We start from the raw sequence: 19,940 nt of genomic DNA on the forward strand, positions 1-19,940 counted from the left end.
GTTATGAAGTTACCAAATGGTCCAAAAACTCCAGGGTTTGTGCAGCGGATGCAATGGGTTTTAAACCCATTGAAATTTATGGAAACAACCGCAGCAGTCTACGGTGACTGCTTTACAGCACGGCCCACGGGAAAGCCTAGCGTGGTTTTTTCTAATCCCCAAGCCATTCAGGATATTTTTACTGCTCGACCAGACCAGTTTTATGTAGGTAGGGCGAACGGAATTTTCAGAGCCTTGCTGGGGGACTATTCAATGATGTTGTTAGACGATGCACCTCATCAGCGTCAGCGGAAGTTATTGGCACCACCGTTACATGGCGATCACCTGAGGTCTTACGGGCAACTGATTTGGAATATCACTGAGCAAGTCATCAGCACCTGGGAAATTGGCAAACCGTTCCCTGTACGCCTATCAATGACTGAGATCTCCTTAAGGGTAATCTTGCAAACAGTATTTGGCTTACAGGAAGGACAGCGTTATGAAAAACTCAAACTACTTATACAGTCAGTATTGAAGCTATCTAGTTCTCCCCTAAAGGCTTTGCCCTTATTTTTCCCCTTGCTACAGCAAGATTTAGGACCGTGGAGTCCTTGGGGACAGTTCAAGCTTTTGAAGAAAAAAGTTGATGACCTGATCTACGCCGAAATTCAAGAGCTTAGAGACACCCCCGATCCATCTCGTAGCGATATCCTCTCGTTAATGATGTCTGCACAGGACAATGACGGGAAGCCGATGACTGATCAAGAAATTCGAGATGAACTGATCACGTTACTCATGGCAGGTCACGAGGCTTCAACTTCGGCAATGACATGGGCACTGTATTGGATTCATCTTCTTCCAGAAGTACACAAAAAGCTTTTGCAAGAACTAGATAGCATAGAGGGTAATGCAAGTATTGATATCCTGATGAAACTGCCATATCTTGATGCAGTTTGCTGTGAAACTCTCCGGCTTTACCCAATCATCATGCTTCCTTCGACTCGGATGACAAAAACTCCTATTCGAGTCATGGATTATGAGTTTCCAGCAGGTACTTTACTGGTTCCCTCGATATACCTTACGCACCACCGTCCAGATTTGTATCCTCAACCCAAGCAGTTTAGACCAGAGCGTTTTCTAGAACGGAAATACTCACAGTATGAGTTTCTCCCGTTTGGAGGTGGCAGCCGCCGCTGTATTGGTATGGCATTTGCCATGTTTGAGATGAAAGTGGTGTTAGCAAGAGTGTTGTTACACTTAGATTTAGCGATTGTAGGCAATCGTCGAGTAAAACCAATTCGTCGTGGGGTGACATTGGCACCTTCCGATGGTGAGTGGTTAGTTGCAACGAGTCTGCATGAAAAAGAGGTGAGCATTCCTATCAGCGTGTGAGCATCTCTAACAAGGCTCTAAAAAAAAGCTTTAGGTATAGTTAGTGAATTACCTTCTATGACTTACGCATTGACAGAAAAGTCAAAATAGGAGGTATGATTTTTAACGCTTCTAGCTTAATTTTTCTATTCCCCACTAAGTGATCGCAACCAAGAAAGGGTGATTGATAAAAGGCTGAAACGACATATTTACGATACACAACATAGTTCGTTTGTACGGTGCGTAAGCCCTACCTTCGCTGAAGTTTTATAGCGTGTTTCATGATCGAGAGGTGTTTTATGCAATTAGCCGATGAAAAATTACGTCTCCCACTCACGTCTTTTCCCAATGGTTGGTTCTGCATTGCTTACAGTGATGAGATAAAGCCAGAGGAAGTCAAACCACTCCATTACTTTGGCAGAGATTTAGTGCTTTTCCGTAGCAAGAGCGGTACACCCTATGTTTTTGATGCCCACTGCCCGCATTTAGGCACTCACCTTGGTTATGGCGGAAAAGTCAAAGGAGAAAACATTCAGTGTGCGTTGCATGGCTGGTGTTTTGACGGAAACGGGAACTGCATTAATATCCCCTATGCAAGTAAAATGCCTCCTAATATACAAGCTCGTTCATGGTCGGTACGGGAGATGCATGGAGTGATTATGGTGTACTACCACTCGCATGGATCTCCTCCTGACTGGGAAATTCCAGAGCTACCAGAAGAGCCTATAGATGGAAATTGGGGACCATTTGTTAAAATCTTGCATCGTAAAGCACGCACGCACATTCAGGATGTCACTCAAGGGGATTGCGATTTGGTTCACGCCAAAACGATTCATCGTGCTGTATACATTGCCGAGTGCGAAAATATTGAGATTAAGGGTCCGCTTCTCTATCATCTCTACTCTTTATTCGTGAAAGTTCCTTTCCCCGTGAGCTTAATCCTAGGTAAAGAATTAAAAATCTTCTTCGATTTTGTCCATTGTGGTATGGGTTACCTCTTCATAAAGCAAATAGCACATGAAGAGAAAGGTTCTCCGTTTCAGATACTCCGAGTGTTTAACACTCCAATTGATGATGAGTACTGTGAAACTCGAATAGTTTCTAGTATTAAACAGATCGTTAATAAACCGATAACTAACGCTCTCATACCCTTAATCATTTACAGCACGAGAATTGCCTACGAGGAGGATCTTCCAATTTTGGAGAATAGGTCTCGCTGTAACTCACCTCTTCTGTCCTACGGCGACGGACCGATCGCAAAATACCGACGTTGGGCACGTCAATTCTACCCTTCAGAGTATTTTGTTACAAGCAAACCTCTGAATTCGTAGGAACCACAGACACGGAATGTGGCTGCAAAATTTGCAACCTTCAAAAGATGAACTAAGAACAAAAGAAATGGAATTATGGCAGGCAAATTAGAAGGTAAAATCGCAGTTGTGACTGGAGCTTCGTCCGGCATTGGTCGAGCAACAGCAATAGCACTGGCAGATGAAGGGGCACAGGTTGCGATTGTAGCACGACGAAAAGACAGACTAGAGTCACTCGCAGAGCATATTGGTGATTTCGGTGGACAAGCCCTGTCAATTGTTGCCGATTTAACCGATGAGGCTCAAGCAAGGCAAACGGTGCAGCAAGTCAATGAAAAGTTTGGACGCGTAGATATTCTAGTCAACAGTGCAGGTGTAATGTTAATTAATCCTATCCAGGGAGTAGATACAACCGAGTGGCGCTGCATGATTGACCTCAACCTTCTAGGTTTAATGTATACAACCCACGCTGTTTTACCACTGATGAAAGAGCAGGGCGAGGGGCACATTGTTAACATCTCCTCGGCTGCAGGTCGGTCAGCAAGAGCCTATGTCGGTGTTTACAACGCTACCAAGTGGGGTGTAAATGCATTCTCAGAAGCTTTGCGCCAAGAGCTTTGCAAACATAATATCCGCGTCACCATTATCGAGCCTGGTGCAGTAGCAACGGAACTAGCTGACCATATCACCAATCCGGCGATCCGACAACAGGCTCAAGCCTATTATCAATCTATAACACCCCTAGAAGGCAAGGATATTGCTGCTGCAATTCTCTATGCTGTCACGCAGCCCAAATATGTCAACGTTAACGAAATTCTGCTACTGCCCACTGATCAGGAAAGAGCCTCATGAGGATAAGTTGGTAACAATCCTCACGATCCTCGAGTACTGTGAACTCTCTTAATTTGCTTTCCTCATTGGGCAAAATCAAACTTTTAAAAGGAGAACAAGGATCTCACAACATCATGCTGATCCAACAACAGGAAGATAGCCAAAAACTACCCACTTGGCTTCAGATTATTCGACTTTTGAGATGGGACAAGCCAGTTGGGAGATTAATATTAATCGTACCAGCCTTGTGGGCTGTGTTCCTAGCAGCACGAGGCACGCCACCAGCACCACTTGTTAGCCTTATTGTTTTCGTAAGCGTGGCTAGCAGTGCAGCGGGATGCGCTGTCAATGATTTATGGGATCGAGATATTGACAAGCAAGTTCAGCGGACACTAAACCGTCCTTTAGCTTCTCGTGCCCTCTCAATTAAAATCGCCATTGTTGCTGCTTTGGTAGCTATTAGCAGTGCTGTGTTTCTGGCATTTTATCTCAAGCCGCTCTCATTCTGGTTGTTCCTAGCATCAGTGCCGCTGATTATACTGTATCCCCTAGCAAAGCGAGTATTCCCAGTTCCTCAATTAGTCATGGCACTTGCCTGGGGGTTTGGAGTGTTAGTTAGTTGGAGTGCAGTGAGCGGACAATTAGAGAGAGCCACATGGCTACTCTGGGGCGCAACGGTATTTTGGGCTTTGGGATTTGATACCATTTACGCCATATCTGATCGCGAGGATGACCGACGGATTGGTGTCAACTCTAGCGCCATATTCTTTAATGAGTATATCCCTATTGCTGTCGGAGCCTTCTTTTTAGGAACAACCTTATTACTAGCCAATTTAGGTCTTATGATGCAATTACAAGTGGGCTTCTGGGTTACTCTGTTTCTCGCTGCTCTTGGTTGGACTTGGCAGTGTCTCCGTTTATGCGCTCCTCAACTTCCTAGTTCTGCCTATAACCAAATGTTTAGCCAAAATGTTTGGATTGGCTTTCTATTACTATCCGGAATGATTGTAGGTGGTTGAAAGCCAGAATTGAAACCTGTACGCAATAATGTGCTTATGTCTTCAAATATTAGTTGTCTTGATGTTTACTTGCCTGTAGCATTGGCCCCCGGGGAACCCGCACAATACGAGGTTTATGGTCAGCTGTGCGGTCAACTTCCGCTAGAGAATCGAACAGTTCATGTTTTAGTTCATGGAGGTGCTTACAGCCATATCTACTGGGATTGGCCTTACCAGCCTGAACGCTACTCCTATGTTCATGTGCTAACGAATGCAGGATATGTCACGTTTAACATTGACAGAATTGGTATCGGAAAAAGCTCTCATCCACCTGCTGAGCAAGTCACTTTAGAAGCTCATGCTTATGTATTGCATCAAATTAATCAAGCACTGCGGGATGGGAAAATTGGGGGCGTGGAATTTAAGCGCATTGTGAATGTAGGTCGCTCGTTTGGTGCTCTAACTGTTATTTCTGCAGTAAGTAAGTATGGAGGCGTAGAGGGTGTTATCATCACTGGTTTGTTGAATGTGATAAAGCGGGATATCGTTGCAGAGACTATTCCGTACTTTAAGTATCCAGTAGAACTCGATCCATGTTTCAAAGATAAAAACATACCTTCTGGTTATTTGACAACAAAACCAGGAGTCAGAGGTCAGTTATTTTACAATCAAGAGTATTGCGATCCAGAAGTGATTGCATTAGATGAGGCAACGAAGGAGACAGTGACGCCTCCAGAGTTAGGAATTGACATTAGCGTTTTTGAATTAGAGAAGGAGATTCGCGTACCAGTATTGGTGGTTATTGGACAAAACGATATCTTCTTTTGTACAACAGAAGTCTGTGCTTGTAATGCTAGCGTGGCTGCTAATGAATTACCTTTCTTCTCTCCCGAGGCTTGCTTACAAACTTTTGTTTTGCCAAAAGCAGGGCACAATATAAATCTGCATCTAAATGCACATGAATGGTTTGAAGCAGCTCGTCGATGGTCAGATCAATTTGTAGGAGCCTAATTCTGATATTCCCCTCGGAATGTAGCTGCTTATTGGACACTGCGGAATTAGAATGATTTAGGGCGTTGCATAGTAAAAAATGAACTCCCTCCACTGTGTACCAATATTTAAGAATATTCAGAGATACATTCAGTAGATCACAAACTTTTGGAAACTGACGGGAAAATAAGGGTTTGAGCCCTCGCGGCTCAGGAACCAAACGGTTCTCTCTTAAGAGCGATCGCTATATAACAGCTAGCGCCTTTGCCTGAAATACTGATGGAAACGTACTTTCCTGATGTCCGGGTGTTTGACTGAAATGTCCATGTGGCAGGAGTTTTAAAAAACTTTGTGATCTACTGACATTAGGTACTAATACCAATTCTCTATGAAGATGCATAGAATAAAGCTTCATGGAAGAGAGCTTCGAGGATGAAATCATAACTTGTCAAAGAGGAGATTAACTCACAAGACATTTGAGCTAACTCGTGTTGAACTCGTTGGCGCAGTGCTTGTAAATTAGAGAAATTTTCCCCCTGGAACTGGCGTTTAATAAACTGCCACAATCGCTCAATCGGATTGAGTTGAGGGCTATGAGCAGGTTGAAAGATAGGGATGAGATTTTCTGGCCAAGACAGTGCTAAAGCTTGATGTGCAGATGCTTGATCCATTTGCATCAGTGCCATGTCATCACCCAGTTCTTGAGATAGGGCATCCAGGAATTTTTGAAAGTTCTCAGCGTCGAGATGAGGATATTCTTGACAAAAATGCCATCCTGCCAATGGTTCAACTACTCCGTACAGCCAGAATGCTTCTCTTGGCCACTGTACACTGACTATAGGTTTGATGCCACGAGCTGTAATCACTCGCCCAGTTTCGGTTTTCAATCCTAGTCTGGTTTCATCCTGACAAAGGTAACGCAGTCGCTTTCCTTGAGCTAAGAGGTTTTGCAAGCTGACAAAGGCATGGGGAATAGGTAAAATTGCAAGTGTTGAGGACGTTGCAATGCAACGTTTCTACACACCAGAAATTCGCACCGTTCAGCCCTAATTGAACTGTATTGTACTGACACTCCTTAACTATGTAGCGCCATTTAAAGTTGTATTGCGAGTATACAGCAGAAACATTGTTCATTAAACCTGCCTTGAAAATAGAGGCTGAAATTACGCAAAATCGTTCCAGCATCATTTAGTTCCAAGCTCCATTCCTAAGACAAAACCGAGAAAAGCAAAGTTAAGTTTTGAAGATAAAAAGAGTAATCAAGAGTTAGCTAGAATTCGAGTTATCGGTGAGCACGTACATTGTAAACTCAAAGCCCTTAAAATTTGATCCACCTGTTATAGAAATTGTCGAAAACGATTTAGTCTCAGGTTTAATACTAATAGCTGATTTCTATAACTATCAGCTTCGTTTGCCTAAAATCTGAGATGTTTAACCAACTTTTACAAAAGGTCTATTATCCAAGCTAATTTGCATAGCTGAAGCTGAAAATTATAATATATAGACTGAGAGTGTATCTATGAATTCAATAATTGCATCTAATGAATTATCAAAAAGACATGAAAAAATATGGCACAAATTAAGTCCTGTATGGCAAGGGAATAAGGAAATTATTAAACAAGGTTTACCTCATTGTCATTTGTCACCCGCATGGCAGATGCTCATTTTAGGAGATGGTTCTCCAACAAGACATCTTCAACTTATAACAGGCGAACGGACAGAAGTTGACTTAATTGATATGTCTTGTATTGGTATGAATTCAGATAATACTCATCAGCTAATCCAATTATTACCAGGACCTCGTTCGCGGCGACAGGTATGGCTATGTACAGCCTCAGGGCAGCGGTTGGCGTACGCAACTTCCTGGTGGGAAAGTAATCATGTAAATGAGCATTTGCAAAACCGGAACATACCAATTTGGGATAGCTTAACTGGCAAACGTATGGAGTTGTATCGTGAAATTTTGGAAATTCATTATGGTAAATCAGCATATTTGGAGTCGGCGTTTGGTCAGAAGAGAAACCTCTGGGGGCGCTACTACCTCTTCTGGCATCAGGGAAAACCTTTAACACTAATTTATGAGGTTTTCTCGAATTACTTAACAAAATACATCGGCTCAATGGTATTATAAATATAGGCTATAGCAGTCCTAAATCATTCGTGAAAAATAGATAATTTTGTAGGCTAGGTAATGCCGACCGAACTTGCGATTTTCATAAATTATTGACTTTTTAAGTTAAGAAACAAGACCATGCTAAGTAATAAGACATATGTTGAAACCGAAAAGCTTAATCAGTTAAGCGATGCCATTAAAGCTGCAACCACATTTTTATTAGAGGCTAAAGACCCACAAGGGTGGTGGCAAGACTTTTACTTAGGTCGCAGACCCAGTGATGAATGGATAACAGCTTACGTTGCTACTGCTTTGGCTGCGTTGCCTGACACTCGCGTTCGCGATATCGTCATGGAAACATGGGAGCTATTTAAGAGCCGCTGTCGTCCTACAGGTGGATGGGGCTTTAACGTTTTAATTCCGGAAGATGCAGACTCTACAGGTTGGGTATTACAGCTAGCCAACGCAGTTGGTGCTGGAGATTCAGAATTTGCACAAAAAGCCAGAGTATTCGTCAGAGAGCATTTACAGCCTGATGGAGGGATGTCAACCTATGCTAGCGATAAAGCGATTCGCGCTTATCTAACAGAGTCTGTACAATTATTCCTAAAACAAGTTCAGCAAGATCAAATGAATGGTGCTGGCAATTCAGAACTTGCACAACAATTCAAGGTTTTTGTAATCAAGCATTTGCAGCCTGATAGTAAGGTGTCAATTCCTGTAACTGATGAAGCGTTTCAAGCCGGCTTGAGCACTCCTCCCTGTGAATCATTTGATGGATGGTGTCAATCACATGTTTGTGTCACCGCAGCGATCGCCGCTTTACCAGAATTTCGCCCGCTCTTATGCGACTATTTGATAAATAACCAAACCTCTGAAGGAAACTGGTTAGCCTATTGGTGGACTGATAGCGAATATGCTACAGCATTAGCGGCTGAAGCATTAATGGCAGAAGACAAATTAGCTAACCAGTCTCGTATTGACCGAGCGGTATCATGGGGAATGAAGCGCTTAAGTCCTCAGGGTTTTGTATCAAACACCGAGCATCCAGAAGGTTCACCGTTTGCTACTGCATGGTGTTTGCGTTTATTGCTTTTAGACAAGATGGATGAAGAAGTGAAAGCTGCAAAAAACGCTGTAATGCGCTGGCTGCTGGAGCAACAAGGCTCAAATGGAGCTTGGATTTCGTCTGCTTGGTTACGAGCTCCCCACACTCACGATACAAATCCTAACCAAACAGCGGAATGGATATATAACGGTAAATTCAACGGAAGTGTCCTTACTGATCGCCATCAAATCTTTACTACTACGACAGTCATGTACTCACTGCAAAAGATGGCAGAGGTATTGCAAAAATAGCCAGATTAGTAGTATTTACAGCAATTCTTATCAAGGATTTTTTCATGCAATCAAGTCAAGTTACTTATCCAGAACAACTACTTTCTTGTAACGGTGAATCCTCTCACAAAGCAACTAAAGATTCAAGACCAAATCAACAACTACCTAAGGAAGTTGATAAAAAGAAGGCAATGAGCCTCGCTGCTAGCTGGTACGTCGCTATGCCGTCCAAAGCCTTGGGGAAAAAGCTAAAGGCAGTTGAGTTGTTCGGTCAGCCTCTAGTAGCTTGGCGAGATCAACAGGGCAAACCAGTCATTATGGAGCGCTATTGCTCCCATTTAGGTGCTAGTTTAGCTATTGGCGAGTTGGTAGATGGTTGTATTCAGTGTCCTTTTCATCATTGGCGCTATGACCGCTCCGGAAATTGTGTTTTTGTACCTGAGGTAAACCACATTCCACCAAAGGCTCGTCAAGTTACTTATGTAACTACTGAAAGATATGGTTACGTTTGGGTGTGGTACGGTTCTCAAAATCCTCTCTTTCCCTTACCAGAGTTTCCACCTGCTGAAGATGAAAGGCATAATTATATGCCTTGGCGCATTGAACTTGAGGCTGCAACGACAGCACGACAAGTTCTTGAGAATATGTACGATTATTACCATTTAGTCGCTGTACATGGTATGCGGCTTGCTGGTTCTGTTGAGTTTACTCTGCTCGATCCAGCTAAAGAGATTAATCTGCCTATTCAGCAAGAAGCCTGGTTTGGGGCTTTAATTGAGGCCAAGATTAAGAGGTATAACGGGCTAATTGGTGCAATTGCTGGAGTTTTGGGATTAAAAGCTGAAACTTTTGCATCAAGGTTAGATAGTTGTCCTGGCGTAAATTTGGTTACAGGTTTTGTCAATGGAGAAGAAAGGTTTAGAGTCCTGGATGTAATGACTCCAGTTTCAGCTAATAAAACCATTTGGCATGCCTTATTAATGGTCAAGAAAAGCGGCAAGTTCTGGTTAGATATTCCTTATTATCTAGTTCTTGGCTCACAATCCAAAGTTAGTGCAGTCCAGGATGTCAAGGTTTTTAATACCATGAATCAGGATAAAGAAGGAGCTTACATTAAGCACGACCGAGGCGTCCTGAAGTATCGAGACTTCTACCAAAGTTGGGTTGATAAGGTTGAGGTTAACTAAAGTCAGTAGACCCGATGCTTGGTCTACTGATAAGCTATCCCTAACTATCTTTCACGAGTTAGGGTTTTTAGTCATTTATTTAAGACGATAAATACTATTCACAATAAAGTGGGATAGGTCAGTGCCTCACAGCGCTTCGCGCGCCTCACAACCGTGCAAGCAGGAGGGTAAGCAGCTAGCGAGTTGCCAAAACCTGGTACTTTTCCAACTGCCCCCCTCCAAACTAAACATGACCGTGGAAATAGGGTTGGACACTACTTTAGAGGAGACTACTCCTCACTTACTTAGTAGCATATAGGCTACTGGCAGTCTGGAACTTTGTGTTGCCCAACAGATTTGACAGACGAAAGCAACTCAGAGAGCGTAAATACATTAGTTTAGTAAATACCAAAGGATGCCAAGAATCTGAATTGACAGCGCAAAACGCTCTGATTAGTAAAAGCGATCCTTTTGACTATTTGTTTATAGTGCTATAGGAATGGTACTTGATTCTTGCTACGTATACTGAGAACTAAACCTTTACACGGTAAGCTCTTAGGTCATTTGATTTTTGAAAAATCAAATACTAGTCCTATATGGTTTTATCTTGCGTTCTAGGTACTCGTTTTCTCCAGCCAATAGATGTTTTTTAAGAACAAAAACAAATAGAATCATGAAACCTGAGAAAGTTAGAACTCCAAAACCGACTCAACCACACAAGGGAGTTGATAAAAAGAAGGCAATGAGCCTCGCTGCTAGCTGGTACGTCGCTATGCCGTCCAAAGCCTTGGGGAAAAAGCTAAAGGCAGTTGAGTTGTTCGGTCAGCCTCTAGTAGCTTGGCGAGATCAACAGGGCAAACCAGTCATTATGGAGCGCTATTGCTCCCATTTAGGTGCTAGTTTAGCTATTGGCGAGTTGGTAGATGGTTGTATTCAGTGTCCTTTTCATCATTGGCGCTATGACCGCTCCGGAAATTGTGTTTTTGTACCTGAGGTAAACCACATTCCACCAAAGGCTCGTCAAGTTACTTATGTAACTACTGAAAGATATGGTTACGTTTGGGTGTGGTACGGTTCTCAAAATCCTCTCTTTCCCTTACCAGAGTTTCCATCTGCTGAAGATAATAACTATATACCCTACAGATTTGAGTTCGAAGTCGAAACAACAGTGCGACGGGTAGCTGAAAATACCTATGATCATTTGCATGTAGTTACAGTACATCAGTTAAAGGTTTCAGGCTCCGCTCAACTCACGCTGCTTAATAACCAAAATTCAGAAGAGTATAGCGAATCATCTGTTCAAAAAGAAAGTAGCTTTAAAGCTTTGATTAAGTTCCCCCTAAAAAACTATGTGGGACCACTAGGTAGAGTCGTCCAAGCTTTTGGACTAGATGCTAAAGTGCTGACGTTACAAGTAGATGGTTCGCCTAGCGGACATAAGGTGACAGGTTTCATAGATGGTGAGGAGAGATTTCAAACTATGGGAGGCATTACCCCAATTGCTGAAAACAAGACTGTCAAGCACTCTTTAGTAATGGTTAAGAAAACAGGCACTTTTTGGTTAGATATACTTTATTATATTCTCTTTGGTTGGCAAAGTAAAAACTCTTTTACACAGGATATACCAATTTGGAATACCATGGATCCATCTGTAGGCGATGCTTATGTAAAAGAAGATCTAGGAGTTTTAAATTTCAGACGCTTCTATCAAAATTGGATTAATAAAGCTGAGATTGAAGGCGAAAATCTGACGGAGTGACAAAGCTGCTAAAAAGTAACAATTGGGTGTTTTTACAATGAGCGATACACAGTTAATCAAAAAATACGAACAGCAAATAATTGCTGAATTATTATTTTAAGTATCGTTGTGTTCCGATGCGGGGGCGAAGCCCCTGCAAGAATATAGCGCTCGCATAATTCATATTCTAATTCAGCAACACCGAATTTTGGAGTATTTTTTTAATATTTCTCTGTTCAATTACACCTTCTTTTACTAAAAATTACCTACTTCAAAGAGGAATATTGTTATGAACATAAGCCACATTACTCATCCCAATCAGTTACATGGACTGTCAATTTTGCAATTGCAAGATATTGCGCGTCAGATTCGAGAAAAGCATTTACAAACAGTCGCCACTAGTGGAGGACACTTAGGAGCAGGTTTGGGTGTGGTTGAACTGACCCTAGGGCTTTACCAGACTCTCGACCTTGACCGTGATAAAGTGATTTGGGATGTTGGTCATCAAGCCTATCCGCACAAACTGCTGACTGGGCGGTACAATCGCTTTCATACCTTACGGCAAAAGGATGGTATTGCTGGCTATCTCAAACGCTGCGAAAGTCCGTTCGACCACTTTGGTGCCGGTCACGCTTCGACCAGTATCTCTGCCGCTTTGGGAATGGCTCTTGCCAGAGATATGAAAGGCGAAAACTTCAAAGTGGTCGCACTAATTGGGGATGGGGCACTCACAGGCGGCATGGCCTTAGAAGCGATTAACCATGCAGGTTACTTGCCCAGAACTAACTTGTTAGTTGTACTCAACGATAATGAAATGTCAATTTCGCCCAACGTGGGTGCGCTTTCTTCTCACCTCAATCAACTGCGGTTCAGCAGCTCATTACAATTACTTAAAAAACTGGAGGAACAGTTTGAAACAATAATGCATATAGATTGCCTTCTCCCAGAGTTGAATCGGCTCAAGCAAGGGATAAAACGCTTGGCGGTGCCGAAGGTGGGAGCGGTGTTTGAGGAACTGGGCTTCACCTACATGGGACCAATTGACGGACACAATCTAGAAGAATTGATTGCCACCTTTGAGCAAGCGCATCAACAAGTTGGTCCGCTATTGGTCCATGTGGCGACAGTCAAAGGCAAAGGGTATGAAATCGCTGAGCAAGAAAAGGTCGGCTATCATGCCCAATCTAAATTCGATTTGGCAACGGGCAAGGCAATTGCTAAAAGCTCACCCAAACCCCCCAGCTACTTCAAAGTATTCGGCGACACCCTGACCAAAATTGCTGTGAGTAACCCCAAAGTGATTGGCATTACTGCAGCTATGTCCACCGGGACAGGGCTAGACATCCTCCACAAACAACTACCCCAGCAATTCATCGACGTGGGGATAGCTGAGCAACACGCAGTGACGCTATCGGCGGGTCTGGCTTGCGAGGGGATGCGTCCGGTTGTTGCCATCTACTCTACCTTCCTGCAACGAGGCTACGACCAGATTGTTCACGATGTCTGCATCCAAAATCTGCCCGTGTTCTTCTGCATGGATCGTGCTGGTATTGTAGGTGCCGATGGTCCCACCCATCAGGGGATGTACGATATTGCTTATCTGCGTTGCCTTCCCAACATAGTGCTGATGGCTCCCAAAGATGAAGCCGAACTCCAGCAAATGCTGGTGACTGGGATCAACTACACCAATGGTCCAATCGCCATGCGGTATCCGCGCGGCAACGGTTATGGAGTTCCTTTGAGGACAGAAGGCTGGGAACCTTTACCCATTGGCAAAGCAGAAATTCTGCGTACAGGAGACGATGTGTTGATGGTCGCTTATGGTTCGATGGTTCATCCAGCGCTGCAATCGGCTGCAATCCTTAGTGAACACGGTATCAAAGCCACTGTCGTCAATGCTCGCTTTGCCAAGCCGTTGGATACTGAGTTAATTGTGCCTCTGGCTAAGCAAATTGGTCGAGTTTTCACTCTTGAGGAAGGGTGTTTGATGGGTGGCTTTGGTTCAGCCGTTGTCGAAACTCTACTGGACCACCATGTGGTAGTTCCAGTCATCCGGATCGGTGTACCCGATCAGTTAGTTGAGCATGCCACTCCAGAAGAATCCAATTTAGAACTAGGTTTGACGAGTCCACAAATTGTTGAGCGAGTTCGAGCACAATTTCAACAAACCAAACTGGGCGTACAAGTATTGCGAAATAGCACGCTCAATTCAAAGACCAATACTGCAATTCGCTCATAAAGTTTTTCAGTAGCAGCTATGTTGATTCCTCAAACACATTGAAAATAGGTTTTCAGGCATGGTGGTTTACGCAGTTCTAGATGATTCCTTAAAAAATCCTCATACTAATTCTATGTAAGGCTGCATAGAACTGTAGAATAAAGAACGGAAAAGATTAAAGACCGAATGGCACTAAGAAAAGCTCTAAGGTATGTTCCATGAGCATTACAGCCATTCATGCCATGAAACAGTGGAGGGGTAGCTGCGATCGTTATATCTTGCAGGTGCTGTGGAATGGATGCGGTAACGGTGCAGGGGTTGTGCAAAGGGCTTATAGTGCATTATCCAGCTGCCACACTTTTCGCTCTAGGGCAGAGTACACCAAATTTGTGTTTTTGTAGTAGGCGTCTTTCTCATATTTCATGCCTATTTTCTTACTGTAGACATCCAAATAACAACCTATGCAAACTCTTTCAACTCCAAGCACTTCCAACCCTTCTTCATCTCAAAGCATAACTAGTACCATCATTCCTCGCCGAAAAACGCGTCCAGTCCGCGTTGGCGATGTCATCATTGGCGGTGGTTCTCCTGTCGTCGTGCAGTCGATGATTAATGAAGACACCTTGGACGTGGGCGCATCTGTGAGTGCGATTCGTCGTCTGCATTCCATTGGCTGTGAGATTGTCCGCGTTACTGTACCCAGTCTGGCTCACGCCAAAGCAGTCGCTCAAATTAAGCAGAACCTCACAAAGACTTACCAAAAAGTTCCCTTGGTGGCTGATGTCCATCATAACGGCATGAAGATTGCCTTGGAAGTCGCAAACCATGTGGACAAGGTGCGGATTAATCCAGGACTTTATGTGTTTGAAAAACCCAACCCCAATCGTACTGAATATACTCAAGCCGAATTCGACGAAATTGGTGACAAAATTCGTGAAACCCTAGAGCCTTTGGTGCTCTCTCTTAGGGAGCAGGGAAAGGCAATGCGGATTGGGGTGAACCACGGTTCTCTAGCAGAGCGGATGTTGTTTACCTACGGTGATACACCCGAAGGTATGGTACAATCAGCTTTAGAATTTATTCGCATTTGTGAATCTCTCGACTTCCGCAATTTAATCATTTCCCTCAAAGCTTCCAGAGTGCCTGTGATGGTTGCGGCTTATCGCCTGATGGTTCAACGGATGGACGAATTAGGCATGAACTACTCCTTGCATCTGGGTGTAACTGAAGCAGGCGACGGTGAATACGGTCGGATTAAGTCTACTGCTGGAATTGCCACACTCTTAACTGATGGCATTGGCGATACTATCCGTGTCTCACTTACAGAAGCGCCAGAAAAAGAAATTCCCGTCTGCTACAGTATTCTGCAAGCCTTGGGATTGCGGAAGACTATGGTGGAGTATGTGGCTTGTCCCTCTTGCGGTCGCACCTTGTTTAACCTGGAGGAGGTGTTGCATCAGGTTAGAGAAGCCACTAAGCACCTCACTGGTCTGGATATTGCCGTCATGGGCTGTATTGTCAACGGGCCAGGGGAAATGGCAGATGCTGATTACGGTTATGTTGGTAAGCAGCCTGGTTATATCTCTTTGTATCGCGGGCGTGAAGAAATCAAAAAAGTCTCTGAGTCCAAGGGGGTTGAAGAACTAATTAATTTGATCAAAGCTGATGGTCGTTGGGTTGACCCTTAAGAGGAAGTAGGAGAGCCAGCACCGTGGGCGGTTCCCCAACTTGAGTGACTGGCGTGCAACTGGCGTGCGACTGCCGTCCCATTGAAGGAACTGCCGTGCGACTAGTGTAGTAGGGAAGAAGAATTTTCATCCACAGTTATGAACTTTCGTTCATGGATGAATGGTACTAAGTTAAGGTGGAACCCTTGAATAGTACGGATTTAGGAGAACGGGTAGCTCAAGAGCGAGTTTTCGAGAAATTTTGAACTTCCCCAATTCTCAACTCCAACCTCCTGATTTCCTACCCCCTAAAAGCTTTGAAGCCTTTCAAATTTCGTCAATTGCGCTTATTTTATTGCCTATTATATTTATCTTGAGGAGATGAGTCAAATGAGTACTCCAGTCTTTGAACGATCATTGCAAATTTCTCAAATTGACTTGCATCAAGGATTTGAGCGTGAAAGCAACAAGGTAAGTTTTGACCTGAAGACCTACTTATCACAAAGGCAAGCTGAAGTGGAAGCGGCGCTAGATTCGTCAATCACCGTCGTCTATCCAGAAAAAATCTACGAGGCTATGCGCTATTCGCTGCTTGCTGGGGGAAAACGCTTGCGCCCAATTCTGTGTCTTGCTAGCTGTGAACTCACAGGAGGCACACTAGAAATGGCGATGCCGACAGCTTGTGCGCTGGAAATGATTCACACTATGTCTTTGATCCATGATGACTTACCAGCAATGGATAACGATGATTATCGGCGAGGTCGGTTGACAAACCATAAAGTTTATGGTGAAGACATTGCCATTCTCGCTGGTGATGGACTGTTAGCCTACGCGTTTGAGTTTATTGTTGAAAAGACAAAACAGGTGCCAGCAGAGCATTTGTTGCAGGTTGTTGCCAAGTTAGGTCATGCAGTTGCAGCAACAGGTTTAGTTGGCGGTCAAGTTCTTGATTTACAATCTGAGGGAAAGGATAATATTGATATAGAAACCCTCAACTTTATTCACACCCATAAAACTGGAGCTTTGTTAGAAGCCTCTGTTGTGTGTGGAGCACTTCTGGCAGGAGCCAACAATGAGGTTTTGCACAGACTTTCTCGCTATGCTCGCAATATTGGTCTAGCTTTTCAGATTATTGATGATGTGCTAGATGTGACTGCAACTAGCGAGGAACTTGGGAAAACAGCAGGTAAAGACCAAAAGGCGCACAAAGCTACTTATCCTAGTTTATGGGGTATTGAAGAATCCAGGTATCAGGCGAAAAAATTAGTTGAGGAAGCCAAGGCTGAATTAGCTCCCTTTGGGGAAAGGGCTATCCCTCTAATGGCGATCGCAGATTACATCACAGCTAGAACTCACTAAGTAGCGTTGCTGAACCACAGTATGAATCTGGGTCTAGAGACGCGAAATTTGAGCCAGCGCGAAGTTATTGCTAACCCGGACGGAGTAGGCCAAGGTGACACCTCAATCAGAAAAGTGGCTCAGAGATTTGGTGTAGCTAAAAGTTTTGTACAAAAACTAATTTCCATGAATAAGACTCAAGGTCATGTACAACCAGACAGCAAGGTGGAGCAATAAAGAGTGCATTGGATAGATATTCAGCTCAACTAGCCGCAATGGTTGAACAATACTCAGATGCAACTTTATCAGAATACTGTGAGTATTGGGGTACAACTCACAATCATTGGGTAAGCACAAGTACAATGTGTCGTACATTACAAAAACAAAAACTAACACTAACACTAAAAAAAAGACGTTACGCAGCAGCCAAGCGAAAACAGAAAGAGTACAAAATTTGAGAACGGAGTATTGGCAGAAAGTTCAACAAATAGACCCGAAAAACTTAGTTTTCATCGATGAAATGGGTGTTTTATTGGGTTTAGCAAGAACTCATGCCCGAAGCCCTGATGGAAGTAGGGTGTATGATTTTAAACCATTTTATCGGGGGGCGAAGGTTACAGTAATTGGAGCAATTAGCTTGGAACAAGTTTTAGCTGTGATGACTTTGAATGGTTCAATGGATGGAAATGCATTTAAAGCCTTTATCGAAAAGTGTTTACTTCCTCAATTATGGTCACGGGGTCTTACACGTAAAAAATTGGGCAGCCTTTATACAACGAGTACCCGACAGAGCCGACAAATCAACAAAACTAAGGCTGCCCAATTTTTAGGGGACAATGCGTCTGGTTGCTGTAGTTGTTATGGATAATGTCCCAGCACATAAAGTCAAAGAAATTGAGTCTTTAATTCAGTCTGTGGGTGCAAGCGTTCTTTATCAGTCACCCTATTCTCCTGACTTTAATCCCATTGAACACTTGTGGTCACAATTAAAATCTTTTCTCCGCTCCTTTTCTCCAACCACTGCGAAAATGGTTGATGTTTTAATTGCAACTGCACTCGATTTGATGAATCCTGTGCATTTAAAAAACTGGTTTACAAACTGTTGTTACTGTACCTCATAAACTTGCAATACGCTGTATAATAAGAGGAACGGCAAATGGATACCAAAGCCTTTAAGCGATCACTCCATAGTTCAGAGCACTACTATCGTAAGGGATTTGGCCGAGCAGCAGAAGTAGCAGGAATGTTGCACTTCGAGTATCAAAGCGATTTGATTCAGCTTCTTCGCAACAACGGCTATATGTTGCAGCACGGCAACGTTACTATTCGGTTAGCAGAGGCGATGGGATTTTGTTGGGGGGTAGAGCGAGCCATTGCTTTGGCATATGAAACACGTCAGCAATTTCCTACTGAGCGCATTTGGGTTACCAACGAGATCATCCACAACCCCTTAGTCAACCAAAACTTGCAGGATATGCAGGTGGATTTTATTCCGGTTAACGATCTTGGGCAGAAGGATTTTTCAGTCGTTGCCAAAGAAGATGTCGTTATATTGCCTGCCTTTGGCGCCAGTGTTCAAGAAATGCAGTTATTGAACGAAAAAGGCTGCAAAATTATGGATACGACTTGCCCGTGGGTTTCTAAAGTGTGGAACAGTGTCGAGAAGCACAAAAAAGCAAACTACACCTCGATTATCCACGGCAAGTATAAGCATGAAGAGACGATTGCTACCACTTCCTTTGCTGGGACATATTTGGTCGTCCTGAATTTGCTTGAAGCTGAGTACGTCTGTAATTACATCCTCAATGGCGGTGACCGTGAAGAATTCTTGACCAAATTTGCTCGTGCTCATTCTCCTGGATTTGATCCTGACACTGACCTGGTTTGGATAGGTATTGCCAATCAAACTACCATGCTCAAGGGGGAAACTGAGCAAATCGGCAAGCTATTTGAGCGCACGCTCATGCGTAAGTATGGTCCAGCTGAACTCAACAATCATTTCAAGAGCTTCAACACAATCTGCGATGCCACCCAAGAACGTCAGGATGCGATGTTTCAGCTTGTAGAAGAAAAGCTGGACTTGATGGTAGTCATTGGAGGTTTTAACTCTTCCAACACAACTCAACTCCAAACAATCCCTCGCTTGATCGGGATTCCTTCCTATCACATCGATAGTGCAGAGCGCATCGGACCGAGAAATCGGATTGAGCACAAAAAGTTGCATTCCTGTTTAGAAGTACTTGAAAACTGGCTACCACGAGGTCCTATTGTGGTGGGAATTACCTCTGGCGCTTCGACCCCAGACAAAGTTGTTGCTGATGTAATTGAGAAGATTTTTGACATCAAAGCAGCGATGTAGTCCCTATAAATTGCATACATCACCAAGCATAAAAATATGCTTTCTCCCCATCACCTCACCACCCTTATGCACTCCTACTCCCTAATGGCGTCAGCCAAAATTAATTTGTACCTAGAAATCATCGCTGATCACCCAAATGCTATCATAATCTGGTAATGGTATTCCAAAGCTTAACTTGGCAGATCAAATAGACCTACGCTCATTGGAAACTGGGGCAATCAGACTGGATTGTAACCATCCAGAAGTGCCTCAAGATGAGAGTAACCTTGCTTAGAAGGCAGCAGCACTGATGGCAGAAAAGTTTCCTGAAGCTAACTCACTCTCAGGCCCAGGCACAGCAAGTTCTAGAGTCAGTAAAGATAGCAGTTTCTGACCCTGATTTAGACTTGTGGGTTTCAAAATTCACGCGTTCCAGTATTCGTGTTGCATCTCCTACAAAGTAACCTTTCCATCTCAATTGTTTTATAAGGCAATACGGTTCAGTTAAGGCTGAAAGTTTTTGGGAGAATGTGAAATTTGGGAGC

The 19,940-nt window shown here is 43.6% G+C and carries 17 protein-coding genes and 1 pseudogene; 17 read left to right on the plus strand and 1 reads right to left on the minus strand.

Going from position 1 to position 19,940, the window contains the following annotated elements:
• The first annotated feature begins 3 nt into the window (after positions 1 to 3).
• The 5 genes from DP117_RS17455 (at position 4) to DP117_RS17475 (ending at position 5,500) form a co-directional block, all read left to right on the plus strand.
• Complete coding sequence (locus DP117_RS17455; protein WP_169219553.1) at positions 4 to 1,371, plus strand: cytochrome P450; 1,368 nt, start codon at positions 4 to 6, stop codon at positions 1,369 to 1,371.
• A gap of 278 nt (positions 1,372 to 1,649) precedes the next feature.
• Positions 1,650 to 2,681, plus strand: coding sequence for a Rieske 2Fe-2S domain-containing protein (locus DP117_RS17460; RefSeq protein ID WP_169219554.1), 1,032 nt, complete (start codon positions 1,650 to 1,652; stop codon positions 2,679 to 2,681).
• A 75-nt stretch (positions 2,682 to 2,756) separates the two neighbouring features.
• The gene (locus DP117_RS17465; RefSeq protein WP_169219555.1) at positions 2,757 to 3,512 is read left to right on the plus strand and encodes an SDR family NAD(P)-dependent oxidoreductase; all 756 of its coding nucleotides are present in this window, start codon (positions 2,757 to 2,759) and stop codon (positions 3,510 to 3,512) included.
• A gap of 113 nt (positions 3,513 to 3,625) precedes the next feature.
• A complete protein-coding gene (locus tag DP117_RS17470) occupies positions 3,626 to 4,510 on the plus strand; it encodes a 4-hydroxybenzoate solanesyltransferase (protein ID WP_211176169.1) in 885 nt (294 codons plus the stop codon).
• A 36-nt stretch (positions 4,511 to 4,546) separates the two neighbouring features.
• Complete coding sequence (locus DP117_RS17475) at positions 4,547 to 5,500, plus strand: alpha/beta hydrolase (protein ID WP_169219556.1); 954 nt, start codon at positions 4,547 to 4,549, stop codon at positions 5,498 to 5,500.
• 365 nt (positions 5,501 to 5,865) lie between these two features.
• On the opposite strand, the gene DP117_RS17480 is transcribed toward DP117_RS17475, so the two are convergent.
• The gene (locus DP117_RS17480; protein WP_169219557.1) at positions 5,866 to 6,432 is read right to left on the minus strand and encodes an IS630 family transposase; all 567 of its coding nucleotides are present in this window, start codon (positions 6,430 to 6,432) and stop codon (positions 5,866 to 5,868) included.
• 566 nt (positions 6,433 to 6,998) lie between these two features.
• Here DP117_RS17480 and DP117_RS17485 point away from each other — a divergent pair.
• The 12 genes and pseudogenes from DP117_RS17485 to DP117_RS36300 form a co-directional block, all read left to right on the plus strand.
• Positions 6,999 to 7,610 (plus strand): chorismate lyase, encoded by a 612-nt coding sequence (locus DP117_RS17485; RefSeq protein WP_169219558.1) that lies wholly within the window; start codon positions 6,999 to 7,001, stop codon positions 7,608 to 7,610.
• A gap of 120 nt (positions 7,611 to 7,730) precedes the next feature.
• Positions 7,731 to 8,951 carry a hypothetical protein gene (locus DP117_RS17490; RefSeq protein WP_169219559.1) on the plus strand — a complete coding sequence of 407 codons (1,221 nt, stop codon included), beginning with the start codon at positions 7,731 to 7,733 and terminating at the stop codon, positions 8,949 to 8,951.
• A gap of 44 nt (positions 8,952 to 8,995) precedes the next feature.
• Positions 8,996 to 10,117: a Rieske 2Fe-2S domain-containing protein gene (locus tag DP117_RS17495; protein ID WP_169219560.1), complete on the plus strand. Its 1,122-nt coding sequence runs from the start codon at positions 8,996 to 8,998 to the stop codon at positions 10,115 to 10,117.
• A 652-nt stretch (positions 10,118 to 10,769) separates the two neighbouring features.
• On the plus strand, positions 10,770 to 11,855 hold the full coding sequence (locus DP117_RS17500; protein ID WP_169219561.1) for an aromatic ring-hydroxylating dioxygenase subunit alpha: 1,086 nt from the start codon (positions 10,770 to 10,772) through the stop codon (positions 11,853 to 11,855).
• Positions 11,856 to 12,123: 268 nt separating this feature from the next.
• Complete coding sequence (gene dxs / locus DP117_RS17505) at positions 12,124 to 14,073, plus strand: 1-deoxy-D-xylulose-5-phosphate synthase (protein ID WP_169219562.1); 1,950 nt, start codon at positions 12,124 to 12,126, stop codon at positions 14,071 to 14,073.
• A gap of 197 nt (positions 14,074 to 14,270) precedes the next feature.
• Positions 14,271 to 14,453 carry a hypothetical protein gene (locus tag DP117_RS17510; protein WP_169219563.1) on the plus strand — a complete coding sequence of 61 codons (183 nt, stop codon included), beginning with the start codon at positions 14,271 to 14,273 and terminating at the stop codon, positions 14,451 to 14,453.
• A 60-nt stretch (positions 14,454 to 14,513) separates the two neighbouring features.
• Complete coding sequence (gene ispG / locus DP117_RS17515; protein WP_169219564.1) at positions 14,514 to 15,740, plus strand: (E)-4-hydroxy-3-methylbut-2-enyl-diphosphate synthase; 1,227 nt, start codon at positions 14,514 to 14,516, stop codon at positions 15,738 to 15,740.
• 369 nt (positions 15,741 to 16,109) lie between these two features.
• A complete protein-coding gene (gene crtE, locus DP117_RS17520) occupies positions 16,110 to 17,078 on the plus strand; it encodes a geranylgeranyl diphosphate synthase CrtE (protein WP_169219565.1) in 969 nt (322 codons plus the stop codon).
• A gap of 343 nt (positions 17,079 to 17,421) precedes the next feature.
• Positions 17,422 to 17,925 carry a transposase gene (locus DP117_RS36995; RefSeq protein ID WP_169219566.1) on the plus strand — a complete coding sequence of 168 codons (504 nt, stop codon included), beginning with the start codon at positions 17,422 to 17,424 and terminating at the stop codon, positions 17,923 to 17,925.
• The gene (locus tag DP117_RS37000) at positions 17,918 to 18,178 is read left to right on the plus strand and encodes a transposase (protein ID WP_169219567.1); all 261 of its coding nucleotides are present in this window, start codon (positions 17,918 to 17,920) and stop codon (positions 18,176 to 18,178) included. Before DP117_RS36995 ends, DP117_RS37000 begins: the two co-directional genes overlap by 8 nt.
• A 35-nt stretch (positions 18,179 to 18,213) precedes the next feature.
• Positions 18,214 to 19,416, plus strand: a complete 1,203-nt coding sequence (locus DP117_RS17535; protein ID WP_169219568.1) for a 4-hydroxy-3-methylbut-2-enyl diphosphate reductase — start codon at positions 18,214 to 18,216, stop codon at positions 19,414 to 19,416.
• A gap of 66 nt (positions 19,417 to 19,482) precedes the next feature.
• Positions 19,483 to 19,687, plus strand: a pseudogene (locus DP117_RS36300) (4-(cytidine 5'-diphospho)-2-C-methyl-D-erythritol kinase); the annotation flags it as partial.
• Between the last annotated feature and the right edge of the window lie 253 nt (positions 19,688 to 19,940).

Origin of the sequence: Brasilonema sp. UFV-L1, assembly GCF_012912105.1 — a bacterium.
GTDB lineage: Bacteria > Cyanobacteriota > Cyanobacteriia > Cyanobacteriales > Nostocaceae > Brasilonema.

Bases quoted from the DNA above. Each gene is read 5' to 3' on its own strand.
- DP117_RS17495 (WP_169219560.1), top strand. From the start codon at position 8,996: ATGCAATCAAGTCAAGTTACTTATCCAGAACAACTACTTTCTTGTAAC.
- DP117_RS17500 (WP_169219561.1), top strand. From the start codon at position 10,770: ATGAAACCTGAGAAAGTTAGAACTCCAAAACCGACTCAACCACACAAG.
- DP117_RS17475 (WP_169219556.1), top strand. From the start codon at position 4,547: ATGTCTTCAAATATTAGTTGTCTTGATGTTTACTTGCCTGTAGCATTG.
- DP117_RS17485 (WP_169219558.1), top strand. From the start codon at position 6,999: ATGAATTCAATAATTGCATCTAATGAATTATCAAAAAGACATGAAAAA.
- crtE (WP_169219565.1), top strand. From the start codon at position 16,110: ATGAGTACTCCAGTCTTTGAACGATCATTGCAAATTTCTCAAATTGAC.
- DP117_RS17470 (WP_211176169.1), top strand. From the start codon at position 3,626: ATGCTGATCCAACAACAGGAAGATAGCCAAAAACTACCCACTTGGCTT.
- DP117_RS17465 (WP_169219555.1), top strand. From the start codon at position 2,757: ATGGCAGGCAAATTAGAAGGTAAAATCGCAGTTGTGACTGGAGCTTCG.
- DP117_RS17460 (WP_169219554.1), top strand. From the start codon at position 1,650: ATGCAATTAGCCGATGAAAAATTACGTCTCCCACTCACGTCTTTTCCC.
- ispG (WP_169219564.1), top strand. From the start codon at position 14,514: ATGCAAACTCTTTCAACTCCAAGCACTTCCAACCCTTCTTCATCTCAA.
- dxs (WP_169219562.1), top strand. From the start codon at position 12,124: ATGAACATAAGCCACATTACTCATCCCAATCAGTTACATGGACTGTCA.
- DP117_RS37000 (WP_169219567.1), top strand. From the start codon at position 17,918: ATGGATAATGTCCCAGCACATAAAGTCAAAGAAATTGAGTCTTTAATT.
- DP117_RS17510 (WP_169219563.1), top strand. From the start codon at position 14,271: ATGAGCATTACAGCCATTCATGCCATGAAACAGTGGAGGGGTAGCTGC.
- DP117_RS17490 (WP_169219559.1), top strand. From the start codon at position 7,731: ATGCTAAGTAATAAGACATATGTTGAAACCGAAAAGCTTAATCAGTTA.
- DP117_RS17455 (WP_169219553.1), top strand. From the start codon at position 4: ATGAAGTTACCAAATGGTCCAAAAACTCCAGGGTTTGTGCAGCGGATG.
- DP117_RS17535 (WP_169219568.1), top strand. From the start codon at position 18,214: ATGGATACCAAAGCCTTTAAGCGATCACTCCATAGTTCAGAGCACTAC.